Origin of the sequence: Paenibacillus sp. FSL R10-2199 (genome assembly GCF_038000235.1) — a bacterium.
Classification (GTDB): domain Bacteria; phylum Bacillota; class Bacilli; order Paenibacillales; family Paenibacillaceae; genus Paenibacillus_AQ; species Paenibacillus_AQ phytohabitans.
In genome coordinates this window covers 1437426-1449818 of record NZ_JBBOBO010000001.1, presented here as the reverse complement: position 1 = coordinate 1449818, position 12393 = coordinate 1437426, and the positions used below count along the sequence as shown (strand labels likewise).

Here is a 12393-nt window from a genome sequence, read left to right as displayed (position 1 = left end):
CTACCTTCTCGTTCTACCGTTCATCACTAAACTGACACATTTATATATTACATGAAGACACCGTTTCTTCCTACTGGAATCCTATACGAAACTTAAATTGCAACAATACTGTAACCTCTTCGCAGGAAGCTGAACCTGCCGCAGCAACAAATAAGGCGCCCTTCCACTTCGGAAGGACGCCTTGATTATTCAGCTGTTTAGACCATTGCCGCCGCACTGCTCTCCAGCGAAGCCTTCCAGGCACGCAGCATATGCAGATCCTGCGGCAGGAATTCCTCCAGCATGTGGCTGAGTCCAAGATATAGCGGGCTGTCAGTCGCTGCGTTCAGCCGTTCACAGAACTGCGGTGTCCATTTCAGCAGATGCTCTTCGAGGAAGTTCTCCTGGATCTCCAGAAGCTCCATTGCACTGCGGATGGAGAAGCTGTTGTACAGCATCCGTTCATGCAGGACTGCCATGAATTCCAGTTCAATGGCGATATGGTCGTCAGCTTCCCCGCTGCATTTCTTGAACACAATGCCTGCCGAAGCATACACATCGGAAAGTACGTTACAGAATTCTTCTTCACGGCCGAGCTGGGCTGCTTCCCGGGCCACAAAAGTACTGGCAGCACGCTCATTCATCAGCCGCTTATATTCGAGCTTCTCTTTCTCACAGATGGCCGGCAGCATTGCTGGCTCCTGGCTGCACAGGTAACGCTTCAGTTCACGTCCGCCTTCGGTCATTTCTGCAGCAATACTCATCTCACGGTTGCGGCTCCACTGGGCGACCAGTGAGAGCGATGGTTTTCTTCCGTAGAAATCAACCAGAAGCTGATATATTAATCCCCGACTCTCCAGCCAGCGGCTACAAACCTCCGGCACGACAAGTGATGGAACTGTAGGTATAGTCATTTTGCAAATCCTCCCTATTGGTTTGCCGGACGCCGGGGCTTCCTTAAGGTCGCCGCCTGAACTTTCCGGTATCATAGCTGTGTTCTTCGCAAAAGTGAAAGGTTATAAAGTTTGAATCTTCCGCACCTAAATTATATCGAAATTGTTAAGCGCTTTCGGTGAGCATTCTATGACCATTCCCTGAAATTGTCGTACTTTTGTCAAAATTAGGCTGCGTCTTTCATCTTTCGTCACATATTATTTAGGTTGTCCGTTTCTTATGCTGTATGCATTCCCTCCTCTTCCATAATTGCGGATTGGGCCAGCTGAAGCCGTACACATTGACGCAGAGGAATGAAGTCTTTAAAATTTAAAATAAAACTCAACAGGTGAAGGAGTAGTGCCATGGAGCCGCTGACCGATCCTTTTGGACGGATACATGATTACATCCGCATTTCGGTTACAGACCGCTGCAACCTGCGCTGTATTTATTGTATGCCTGCGGAAGGAATGCAATTCCAGCCGCAGGACGAGATTATGAGTTATGAGGAAATTACCGCTGTAGTGGAAGCACTTGCGCCGCTGGGTCTGCGGAAGGTCCGGCTGACCGGCGGAGAACCGCTGGTCCGTAAGGATCTGGAGAAGCTGGTATCCATGATCTCCGCTATACCCGGTATTGAAGATATATCGTTAACTACGAATGGTCTGATGCTTCCGGCCAAAGCCGCAGCCCTGAAGCAGGCGGGCTTGTCACGGGTGAACATCAGCCTGGACTCCCTTCGGCAGGAACGGTTCTCCATGATCACCCGCGGCGGCGATGTCGCCAAAGTGCTGAAGGGGATTGAAGCCGCCGAAGCGGCCGGCCTGTCGCCGATCAAGCTGAATGTCGTGCTGATGAAGGGTATTAATGATGATGAGATCAAGGACTTCATCGCCCTGACGCTGAACAGCCCGCTGAATGTACGTTTCATCGAATATATGCCCATCGGCAGCGCAAGCGATGCCTGGCGGCAGACCTATCTCCCGCTAGAAACGGTAGTGGAAGCCTGCAATGAAGCAGGCTGGACTACCGAGGAAGCCGATATGCCTTCCGGGAATGGCCCCTCCCAGAACCGGCGTGTCACCGGGGCAAAAGGAACCTTCGGACTGATCCATCCGGTAAGCGAGCACTTCTGCGATAACTGCAACCGGCTGCGCCTCACCGCCGACGGCAACATCAAAGCCTGCCTTTACTGGGAGGATGAATATAATGTGCGGCCACTGATAAGTGATCCTGCTGCGGTGCAGGCTCTTTTCCGCCAGGCGCTCGGCAACAAGCCGCATAATCATGAAATGGCGCTGGCCCTGGAGCGTAAAGCGCAGAGCCATACGCCTACCGCCCGCCGCATGTCACAGATCGGCGGCTAACCGCAGGGCGGCATTACCGGTTGAACAAATAAACGGCTGAGATTCCCCGGAGGGGTTCTCAGCCGTTTTGCATGAATATTCAAAGGGAATGCTTTTCCTCAATCCTCAGCCGAGTTTAGTGATATCCGAAATCGATATCTCAAAATCCACGGATAAGGTTCCCCGGATCACATTACGCTCACAGTCTATTTTGGCGGATAGGTCCACACCCTGCATGGTCACGTCATCGCCTTTATAACGTCTGCGGGCCAGATAATAGGTTGCCAGCTCGCGGCGGAACTGAGCATGGCTATCTTTCAGCATCAATATATTTCGTTCACCAAAGACGCTGGAATATTTGCGGTAAGGGATATAATTGGCGAATCTCAGCAGAATATGATCGACATCCCACTTATAACGATTGGCCGATTCAATAATTTTGAATAGTGCCGTAAAGATCTCATTTTCCCGGGTAGAAATGTACTCTACGTACTCATCCAGCACTTCGATTTGTCCGTCCAACAAGCGATAGAGATAAGTATTGGCCGTTCCCCATTCCTTAAATTGAGCCGAGATCCGTCTCGCTTCTTCAGTATCTTCCCGAATCCAGCTATGATCCATATACAGGGGTACCATATCCAATGCAGTTTTATAGTTCCCACACTCCTCTTGAGCACAGGATTGAAGAAGTTGAGCGTATAAAATATAAGTGTATAAAGGTCTCTTGTATGCCTGTTCATAAGTACGTCCTGATTCTCTATGAAGCTCATATAGATTAGTAGCAATCCTCACCATTTCATCCGCTAATTCCATTACCTTTTGCCATTCATGTAATGAGAAATACGTATTAGCCAACTGATGTAAAGCATCTAATTGATTGACCTCGTCCAGTCTGCCCACATAACCTTCACATAAAGTAGCTGCAATTAAATTTTTGTGTTGATCATCGCTGAGACCTATTAAGAACAACCGATATTGGCAGAGCGCCAGACGCTCGGAATGCTGGTATTTCTCGCTGGCTCCCACATTTTCATAGATTAATGCTGCCGCCTGCCAGCTCTTTTGCTCAAATAATTCCTCGGCGACCTCAAACAGCAGCGGTACATAGAGAAGATTATCCAGCAAATTCTGTACAATCCGCTCAATACAGTCCAGACGTGACAGCGCCGCACATTGCAGCAGGAACGGCCTCAGCCGCCGCCAGGTTGGTGCCGAATCATACAGACATTCATCCACATACTTACTGTAAAAGTAGTCCTCGGGAAGTCCCATCCCGCGTGTAACACGGATCAGATGATTCATCGCCAAGGCCTGCTGACCCTTCATCACCCGGCTGAGTGTACCGGAATGTATGCCGCTGATGATAGCAAATTGATTAATGGACAGGTTATGCCTGAAGAGATACGCTGCTATTTCGTCCCGGATTTTGACTGTATGCTCCACAGTATTTATCACCCTTTTCACACGCTTATCCATAGAATATTAGATCTAACTACTCTGTTGTTTCACTTCATCTGTTCAGTTACTGCTAAGCAGGCGGCCTTTTCTTCATCCGGTAGGTATTATCATAAGAATTAAGCAGTTCATCCAGCACTACGGATTGCCGTATTACCTTAGGATGACCAAAACCGCCATATTGGACTTGCAACTTATGTAGCTTGCTTCTAGCTCTCTCAATACGAATTCTGACACTTGCCGGACTATACATGGAAATCCCGCCTCCTTATGCAATATTATAGATATTTATGTAAAATAATAAAATGTTAGTCTGAACGCATTACCTGTTAACGTGGTTATATGGGTGATTATATTTAATCCTTCCACAGTTATCCAAAAAAAGACGATCCTATATGGCAGGACCGTCTTTGGGGAATATTCAATTATCGGTGGAATGCATTCTTTATTCCGGAAATACAACTTTCGTTATTCAACCTCCACCGCCACCATGTCCCATGGGCTGAACCATTTGTTGTATCGGTTTGTCTACAATGCTTTCTACAGGCACGATAATCAATAAGGCCAAACTACACGAGGCTAGCAATATTAAAATTTTTCTTTTCATTCGCATCCTGCACCTCTCTAATTATAAGTTTGTATTGTTTCTGTTCTTCTTCTTCCGCTATATGACGGTATTGCTCAAATAGATCAACGCATTTGAAGACAATACTTTCACTATTTATTTTAGAAGATGATTCCAAGCTTTTTAATATATACCCAATTCCTTCGTTTCGCTTATTCTGCAAGTAGTATACTCCAAGCTCTGCAAGAAATCTGGCGTGTTGATCCGCTATAACCTGCTGATTGTACTCTCCAAACTCTGTCGGATGTATTCTATAAGGCGTATAATCAGAAAATTGTTCTAATATATGGTCTACATTCCAATTATACTTATTTGCAGATTTAATGATATTATATAACGCTGTAAAAATCTCACCTTCCCGAGCAGAAACATATTCCACATAGTCATCCAACACTTCTGCTTGTCCACCCAATAAGCGATATAGATAAGTATTGGCCTTACCCCACTCCTGAAATTGGGCTACGGTTCGTTTCGAATCTTCACTCTCATCCTGAATCCATTCTATGTCTGTGTATAACGGTACAAGATCAAGAGCAGCTTTGTAGTCTCCGCGTTCCTCACATACAATTGAGCGCATTAAATGAGCATATAATATATAAAAGCACAGCGGCCTTTCTCCAGTCTTCACCATATGTTTATGTTTCGAACGGCAATAAAGATCATAACGAATCGTCGCAAGCCGAAGCAGTTCTAGCGCAAGTTCATTCACTTTATTCCATTGTTGCAATGAATAATAGACATTCATCAATTCTTTGAGCGCATCCAGCTGGTCCGCCTCATCCAAACGCGGGATGTAGTTCTCAAACAGAGTAGCAGCGCGCAGGTTCGTGCTCTGATCATCACCAAGTGCGATCTGGAACAGGCGGTATTGGCACATAGCCAGCCGTTCGGAGTACTGGTATTTCTCGCTGGCGCTTACATTCTCGTAGAGCAGTGCTGCCCCCGGCCAATACCCCTGCTGAAACAATCCTTCGGCTACTTCGAATAACATGGGAACATAGGTCAGATTATCAAGCAGATTATGTACCAGAAGCTCGATACAGTCCATGCGCCCAAGCTCTGCACACTTTACAATAAAAGGCCGAAGCCGCCGCCAGGTCGGTGCCGAATGATAGAAGCATTCATCTACATATAAACTGTAAAAATAGTCCTCGCGTACCCCCATCCCTGCAGTAATTAACTCCAGATGGCTCATGGCAATCGGCTGATGACCATTAATAATCCGGCTTAATGTCCCGGAATTAATGCCGGATCTTATGGCAAACTGATTGATAGACAGCTCATGCTTTGATAAATAGTCCACTAGCTGATCTCGAATCGTGGCTGCAGGCTCCAAGGAAACACCACCCTTCCGAATTCCATAATTTAGAATTTTGTGTTTATATCTGTATAGTAGGCGATTATATTCCAATGGTCAATAGACTAGATTCAGATAAAGTATGAATGTGTGAAGTTTTCGAAACAGTTTGGCAACGCGGTTGCCGAATCCGGTTCTGCATGGCTAAATTCACGCTAAAAGCTCCGCCACAGCCGTATTCCCATGTAGACGGCAACCGCCCAGATCAATAGTGCTGAAGCGGTATTCAGCCTCTTAATCACCTTACCGGAGGCATCCATCCTGCCGAGCAGGCGGCCCGCAGCGGCAAGACCCAGGAACCAGATCCAGGAGACGGCCACCGCAGCCGCCGCGAAAGCCCAGCGAACCATACCGTCATATTGCAGCGAGCTCGTACCGATGACGCCCACCGTATCCAGCAGCGCATGCGGATTCAGGAGGGAAACGGACAGTGCATACAGCATCTGTCCCTTCGGAGAGAGGCGCCCCGCCTCTTCCTGCGCCGGAGAAGAGCGCCAGATTCTCCAGCCCATGAAGCAGAGAAACAGGATTCCCGCACTGTATATAAGGGGCGTGACCCAGTCCAGCGATAGAATGACCAGAGAAATACCGCCTACTGCTGCAGTTATAAGCAGCGTATCGCATACCGCTGCCGTCAGAACTACAGGCAGCACACTGCGGAATCTCGCGTGCTGTGCCCCTTGATTGAATACGAATATATTCTGCACGCCCAGCGGCAGAATAAGCCCGAAGGCCAGAATGATCCCATGTACAATGGCTTCCGTCATAACTTCTTCCTCCTTCATATAAGCTGTGATGCTGCCGGATAGACAAGCTTCCACAGCGTTTTCCCGGTTAATGCATTCTGATCGTACTCTGGTGCAGAGGCTGCCGTAACCATCCAAGTTGTCCGTCTCATACCCAGCCAAGCTTAATAGACGACTATGAATCATGGTACACTCAAGGAAAGAAACCACAAAAGAGGAGCCGGTCCCTTGACACATCAGCATCCGCCAGATCATCCAGACTTAAGCCCTGCCGGTCCTTCCGGTCATCCTGAAGCTCCCGCACCTGCCGCTCTTGAAAAGGAGCCGGACGGCTCACTCCCTGTCCTGCAAGGCACATGGAAGCCGGACCCGGCTTCCCCGTTGCCGCTTCATAGTCAGATATCCTCCTACTTCCTCGCCAAGATCAGCAGCGGGGCCTGGCCTCCCGGGATGCGGCTGGCTCCGCAGCGTGAGCTCTGCCGCATGCTCGGTGTTAACCGCAGCACGGTGGTCACGGCGCTGGACCAGCTTACAGCGCTGGGCCTGATTGAGGGCAGACGCGGCGGCGGGACCGTAGTTGTAGCGGATACACGTTCCGCCATCCGGCCCGCCGGCGGTTCAGATACGGTCACGGCTCCGGCAGCAATGGAGCGGACGGGCAACTGGAATGATTATGTGGAGGAAGGGATTCACTATCCCAACCTGCCTACCGTACAGGATATCAACCGGCTCGAATATGAGCCGGGTCTGATCCGACTCGGCACCGGTGAGCCTGCGCCGGAGCTGCTGCCCGGGGCGGCGATGAACCAGGTGCTGGCCGGGCTCGCGCAGCGCATTCTTCCACCGCTCTCTTATGAGGAACCGCTCGGCAATCCGGCGCTGCGGGCTGCGGTAAGCCGGATGCTGGCCCGAAGCGGCATTGCAGCCGACCCCGCCTCCATTCTTATCACCTCCGGGGCACTTCAGGGACTCCAGCTTATTGCTCTGGGCCTTCTGCCGCGCGGCTCATCGATCCTGCTGGAGAAGCCGTCCTATCTGTATTCGATTCATGCCTTTCAGTCTGCGGGGGTGAAATTCAGCGGGCTGCCCATGGACGGACGCGGGCTGATCCCGGAGCATCTTACAGCTGAGGCTGTCCGCAGCAAGGCGGCGATGCTCTACAGTATCCCTTCCTTTCACAATCCCACCGGAATTCTGATGGATGCCGGGCGGCGCCGGGAGCTCATGCAGGTCACAGGCAGCCTGGGGCTGCCTATTCTGGAGGATGGTGCCTATCAGGAGCTGTGGCTGGATGCACCGCCTCCGCTGCCGCTGAAGGCGCTGGACCGCGAGGGCAGAGTGCTGCATCTGGGCACCCTGTCCAAGGCAGCCAGCCCCGGCCTGCGCATAGGCTGGATTGTCGGCCCGGAGCCGGTGGTCCGGCGGCTGGCCGATATCAAAATGCAGAGTGATTACGGCGCAAGCTCCCTGTCACAGCTGGCTGCCGCCAGTTGGCTTGAGGACGGCTATCATGAGGAGCATCTGCAGGTGCTGCGCGGCAGACTCCGGGAGCGCCGTGATCTTGTGCTGGAGCTGCTGCAGCTTCATTGTGCCGGACTGGCAACCTGGAATGTACCGGCAGGCGGATTCTACATCTGGCTGTCCCTCCTGCATCCTGTGCCTCCGCGCAAGCTGTTCACTGCAGCCCTGCGCGCCGGATTGCTGCTGAATACAGGCGATCTGTACGACCGCAGTGACCGCGGGCACCTCAGACTGTCCTACGCTTATGCTTCTCCGGCAGAACTGGAGCGCGGAATTGCCCTGCTGGCAAATGTAATCAGGGAAGCTCCATGATTAACACGAATAGCCGGATAACAAATAGCACATAACAAATGACAAAAATAATTATTTGTCATTTGTTATGTGCTATGTTATGCTCATGCACAGGAAGGGGAAATACCCGTTGAATAAAACAGGCTCTTTTTTGAGCAAGACAGAAATCCTTAATGCCGCTGAACAAACCCTGCGCAAATACGGGCCGGACAAGGCTTCAGTCACTGATGTAGCGAAGCTGCTGGGCGTAAGTCATGGAACCCTGTACCGGCATTTCCCCAGCAAAGCTGCGTTGCGGGAGGCGGTGACGGAACGGTGGCTGGAGGAGATGATTGTAGCTCCGCTAACTGAAATTGCCGCGATACCCACAACCAATGCCTTGGGGCAGCTTAGAGATTATATCGCTAAGCTCGTAGAGCTTAAGCAGCATCATGCTTCACAGGACAGCGAGATGTTCAAAATGTATGCAGCCGTCACTGAAGAATCGGCAGCGCTTGTTGAAGTCCATATCCGGAAGCTTCTCGATCACATTGACCTTCTCATTGCCCAGGGCATGGAACAAGGTCTTATATCACGGAGTATCCCGGCGGCGGTACAGGCACGTTCAGTCCTCTATGGCACCGCACGCTTTCACCATCCGGCGCACGCCTATGAGTGGCGCAGCCCGGGCATCATGCAGGAATTCGCCCAGCTCTGGACACTGCTGGAAAGAGGATTATCCGTACAGTGAACTACCCCCACCTATAGAGGTGGCGGCTTCTTGGAAACAACCCGGACTTGCTCAAAACGGCGTACATCCGTGAGCAGCGGTCAGATTTATTGCGCGCTTAAGCAAATGGAGGGAGCGGCTTCTCCTCTCCCTTCGCATCTGCTCAGCGCCTTACCCAAGCGATCCCCGCAGTCCCTGCGGTTCGGGGTCCAGTTAACGCACTCCTGTGCCTTGCAGCAGGCGAAGCCCTTCGGTTCGAATGTTCAAGCTCGCATTGACGTCACGGTCATGGTGGACACCGCAGCTGGGGCAGCTCCATTCCCGGATGTGGAGCGCCTTCTTCCCGCCTGGATGCCCACAAGCCGAGCACAGCTGGCTCGAAGGAAACCAGCGGTCCACCTGTACGACTTGTTTGCCGTACCACGCCGCTTTATAGGTCAGTTTGGATAGAAAGCTTGACCACGAGACGTCATGAAGCGACCGGGCAAGTCTGCGATTCCGAACCAACCCTTTGACATTCAGCGACTCCACACTGATCACATCGTGGTTGTTGACGAGATCCGTGCTGAGTTTGTTCAGAAAGTCATTTCGTTGGTTGGCCACTTTTTCATGCAGCTTGGCGACCAGAATTCGCTGCTTCTGGTAGTTGCGGCTCTCGCTGAGCAGATGTCCGTCCTTCTTCGCCTGCTGCGCCCGGCGCGATAGTTTGCGCTGCGCTTTCGCTAGGGTAGCGGCGGTTTGGGCGAGAACTCTCGGATTCGGTACCTTTGTTCCATCCGAGAAAATTGCAAAATGCGCAAGACCGAGATCAATCCCGATCACCGAACCCGTTTGGGGTTTGGGCGGAATGTCCGTTTCGCACAGCAGGGAGACAAAGTACTTGCCGGATGCGGTGCGGGAGATCGTCGCTGACTTGATCACCCCTTCCGGTTGTCGATGTAGTTTGATACGTACCGGCTTCATTTTGGGCAGCTTCAGATAGCGACCCGCCTGAATTGCAATCGTTCCTTTTTGATTATTCGTGGTGTAGGATTGAACGGGATTTTTGCGGGATTTCCACTTGGGGAAACCAGAGGCGGGCTGCTGGAAAAAGTGGCGGTAGGCGGTATTCAGGTGGAGTTGCGCATTAGCCAGAGCCAAACTATCGACTTCTTTAAGAAAGGGAAATTCATTTTTGTATTGCGCGGGTGCCTTGAACTTGATTTTCTCACCAGTTTCTTGATGCTTTTGGTACGATTCGATGCGGTCATGGAGCATGAGATTGTAGACTTTGCGTACGCAGCCGAAGGTTTTGGCGAATAGTTCCGCCTGCTGTGTTGTGGGTTCCAGGCGATATTTGAATGTTTTGAGCACAAGAAGGCCTCCTATGTACGTGGTGCGCCTTCGATTTGCTGTTCAACCCGAAGGCGAGTCCGCAAAATAGAACAAAGTTCCGGCTGGCCAAATCAACCATGGACGCAATCCACGAACAAATCGGACAAGACCATTACAGGAACATACATTCGCTTTCCCTAGCATAACCGAAATCCCTTTAAAATCCAAGTCCAAACCGTTGTCATTCATCCAGCCACTTTAGAAGTGGGGGAATTCTGACAACTTTTTGTTAAATTCAAGGAGGAACTACTAATGACACAACCATTGCAAGGCAAGGTGGCTATTGTTACCGGATCATCAAGAGGAATCGGGCGGAGTGTCGCTGAGCGGCTGGCGGAGCAGGGGGCTTCCGTTATCATCAACTATTCGAGCAGTCCCGCCCAGGCAGATGACGTAGTGACGGCCATTCGGGCGGGCGGCGGAACAGCCGCTGCCCTGCAGGCAGACATCAGCAAGCCTGCCCAGATTGAACAGCTGTTCAAGGAGACCAAGGCTCTCTATGGAAAGATCGATATCGTGGTCAACAATGCGGGGATTATGATGAACTCCCTGATCGGAGAAGCTACTGAGGAGCAATTCGACAAGCAGTTCGCCATCAACGTCAAGGGCACCTACTTCTCCTGCCAGCAGGCCTTCTATCACCTCGAACAGGGCGGGCGGATTATTAATTTCTCCACTTCCGTCAACGGCCAGATGTTCCCGGCCTACAGTATTTATGCCGGCACCAAAGGTGCGGTTGAGCAATTCACCCGCCAGCTTGCCAAGGAATTCGGCAGCAAAGGCATCACCATCAATGCGGTGGCACCAGGACCAGTAGCCACAGAATTGTTCCTGGAGGGCAAATCAGAGGCCGTACTGGAAGGGCTGAAGAAGGGCAATGCCTTCGGACGTCTGGGCCAGCCGGAGGATATTGCCGGCGTGGTCAGCTTCCTGGCCGGAGAAGGCTCCGGGTGGATTACCGGCCAGACCCTCCGCGTCAATGGCGGATTCATCTGACTTGCAGAGGTATACGTACGACTGAAGCCGTCCCCTCACCGGGACGGCTTGTTATCTGTATGCTGCCTTCGTGAAGTTCAACGATTTTCTTCACCAGCGGCAGTCCCAGTCCGCTTCCGCCGCCCCCGCTGACGCTTCTGGATTTGTCCACTTTATAGAAGCGTTCGAAGATCCGCGGCAGCTCCTCTTCGGCAATGCCGATTCCGCTGTCCTTCACCTCCACTTCAATCTGCTCCTCTGAGATGCGCAAGGAGACGGTAATCCGTCCGCCCTGCGGGGTGAACTTGATGCTGTTATGCAGCAGGTTGGTCCACACCTGGCTGAGCAGGTCTTTTACCGCAACCACTGTGGTTTCTGCAAGATCTGCCTCTACCTCAATATCCTTGCCCAGCCACTGCGGCTCTGAGGCCAGGATCATCTCCTGCAGCTGCTTATCCAGCCTGTAGGGCTTCCGCTCGAACGGGAAGCTCTCTGCCTCCAGTGCCGACAGCTTCAGCAGATTGTCGCTCAGGCCGGACAGGCGGCGGCTCTCCGCTTCAATGATGTCCAGGTAATGCTTCCTGCTCTCAGTACTGAGGCTGTCATCCTGCAGGGCTGCGGCGAACCCGCGGATGGAGGTCAGCGGCGACTGGATCTCATGCGATACGTTAGAGATGAAGTCCTGGCGCATCGTCTCCATCCGGCTCAGCTCAGTGGCCATCTCGTTAATCCCCTCCACAATACCGCCAAACTGCCGGTACTGGCCGCTGTTCTCCAGTTCGATTTTGAAATCACCTTTGGAAATCTGCCGCATCGCCGTCAGGATCGGCACATAGAATCTCTGGTCCTGCCCGCGGGTAGCGAAAGCGATGGCGCCAGCCACGCAGAAGAAGATAATCACCTGCATGCCCATAATAAACAGATGATAGCCGTATTCGGAGAAGGACCAGCCGAAATGCCGGACCAGCAGCCTTGAGCCGAAATAGCTTCCGTTCCAGGAGATAAAGAGCATCGTCAATATGCCGGCTATAGGCGCAATCACATTGATTTTCTTCCATACTTTTCTGATTCTGTCCTGCATG

General features: G+C 51.6%; 11 protein-coding genes. 4 read left to right on the top strand and 7 right to left on the bottom strand.

All coding sequences use genetic code 11. The features are described from left to right. Positions 1 to 197: 197 nt before the first annotated feature. Positions 198 to 893 carry a TorD/DmsD family molecular chaperone gene (locus NYE33_RS06375; protein ID WP_039309109.1) on the bottom strand — a complete coding sequence of 232 codons (696 nt, stop codon included), beginning with the start codon at positions 891 to 893 and terminating at the stop codon, positions 198 to 200. A 384-nt stretch (positions 894 to 1277) separates the two neighbouring features. Here NYE33_RS06375 and moaA point away from each other — a divergent pair, with 384 nt between their 5' ends. After that, entirely contained in the window at positions 1278 to 2279 is a 1002-nt protein-coding gene (gene moaA, locus NYE33_RS06370; RefSeq protein ID WP_039309112.1) for a GTP 3',8-cyclase MoaA, read from the top strand. 105 nt (positions 2280 to 2384) lie between these two features. Here moaA and NYE33_RS06365 read toward each other — a convergent pair whose 3' ends face one another. The 4 genes from NYE33_RS06365 to NYE33_RS06350 all read right to left on the bottom strand — a co-directional run bounded on the left by NYE33_RS06365 (position 2385) and on the right by NYE33_RS06350 (position 6462). After that, a complete protein-coding gene (locus NYE33_RS06365; protein WP_052422139.1) occupies positions 2385 to 3701 on the bottom strand; it encodes a helix-turn-helix domain-containing protein in 1317 nt (438 codons plus the stop codon). A gap of 85 nt (positions 3702 to 3786) precedes the next feature. Continuing rightward, the gene (locus NYE33_RS06360) at positions 3787 to 3966 is read right to left on the bottom strand and encodes an aspartyl-phosphate phosphatase Spo0E family protein (protein WP_042140272.1); all 180 of its coding nucleotides are present in this window, start codon (positions 3964 to 3966) and stop codon (positions 3787 to 3789) included. A gap of 316 nt (positions 3967 to 4282) precedes the next feature. Next, positions 4283 to 5674, bottom strand: coding sequence for a helix-turn-helix domain-containing protein (locus NYE33_RS06355; RefSeq protein ID WP_341065154.1), 1392 nt, complete (start codon positions 5672 to 5674; stop codon positions 4283 to 4285). Positions 5675 to 5850: 176 nt separating this feature from the next. Then, positions 5851 to 6462 (bottom strand): LysE/ArgO family amino acid transporter, encoded by a 612-nt coding sequence (locus NYE33_RS06350; RefSeq protein WP_042140273.1) that lies wholly within the window; start codon positions 6460 to 6462, stop codon positions 5851 to 5853. Positions 6463 to 6786: 324 nt separating this feature from the next. Here NYE33_RS06350 and NYE33_RS06345 point away from each other — a divergent pair, with 324 nt between their 5' ends. Both NYE33_RS06345 and NYE33_RS06340 read left to right on the top strand, forming a co-directional pair. After that, complete coding sequence (locus NYE33_RS06345) at positions 6787 to 8274, top strand: aminotransferase-like domain-containing protein (RefSeq protein WP_042141765.1); 1488 nt, start codon at positions 6787 to 6789, stop codon at positions 8272 to 8274. 109 nt (positions 8275 to 8383) lie between these two features. Next, positions 8384 to 8983 carry a TetR/AcrR family transcriptional regulator gene (locus NYE33_RS06340; protein WP_042140274.1) on the top strand — a complete coding sequence of 200 codons (600 nt, stop codon included), beginning with the start codon at positions 8384 to 8386 and terminating at the stop codon, positions 8981 to 8983. 192 nt (positions 8984 to 9175) lie between these two features. On the opposite strand, the gene tnpB is transcribed toward NYE33_RS06340, so the two are convergent. Continuing rightward, on the bottom strand, positions 9176 to 10315 hold the full coding sequence (gene tnpB / locus NYE33_RS06335; RefSeq protein WP_042140275.1) for an IS200/IS605 family element RNA-guided endonuclease TnpB: 1140 nt from the start codon (positions 10313 to 10315) through the stop codon (positions 9176 to 9178). A gap of 273 nt (positions 10316 to 10588) precedes the next feature. Between tnpB and NYE33_RS06330 the strand changes: the two genes are divergently transcribed. Beyond that, positions 10589 to 11332 (top strand): SDR family oxidoreductase, encoded by a 744-nt coding sequence (locus NYE33_RS06330; RefSeq protein ID WP_076247587.1) that lies wholly within the window; start codon positions 10589 to 10591, stop codon positions 11330 to 11332. Here the strand turns inward: NYE33_RS06330 and NYE33_RS06325 are convergent. Further along, positions 11325 to 12392 carry a sensor histidine kinase gene (locus NYE33_RS06325; protein WP_076247589.1) on the bottom strand — a complete coding sequence of 356 codons (1068 nt, stop codon included), beginning with the start codon at positions 12390 to 12392 and terminating at the stop codon, positions 11325 to 11327. The genes NYE33_RS06330 and NYE33_RS06325 overlap by 8 nt on opposite strands. Position 12393: the final 1 nt, after the last annotated feature.

Bases quoted from the DNA above. Each gene is read 5' to 3' on its own strand.
- NYE33_RS06375 (WP_039309109.1), bottom strand. From the start codon at position 893: ATGACTATACCTACAGTTCCATCACTTGTCGTGCCGGAGGTTTGTAGC.
- moaA (WP_039309112.1), top strand. From the start codon at position 1,278: ATGGAGCCGCTGACCGATCCTTTTGGACGGATACATGATTACATCCGC.
- NYE33_RS06360 (WP_042140272.1), bottom strand. From the start codon at position 3,966: ATGTATAGTCCGGCAAGTGTCAGAATTCGTATTGAGAGAGCTAGAAGC.
- NYE33_RS06350 (WP_042140273.1), bottom strand. From the start codon at position 6,462: ATGACGGAAGCCATTGTACATGGGATCATTCTGGCCTTCGGGCTTATT.
- NYE33_RS06330 (WP_076247587.1), top strand. From the start codon at position 10,589: ATGACACAACCATTGCAAGGCAAGGTGGCTATTGTTACCGGATCATCA.
- NYE33_RS06325 (WP_076247589.1), bottom strand. From the start codon at position 12,392: ATGCAGGACAGAATCAGAAAAGTATGGAAGAAAATCAATGTGATTGCG.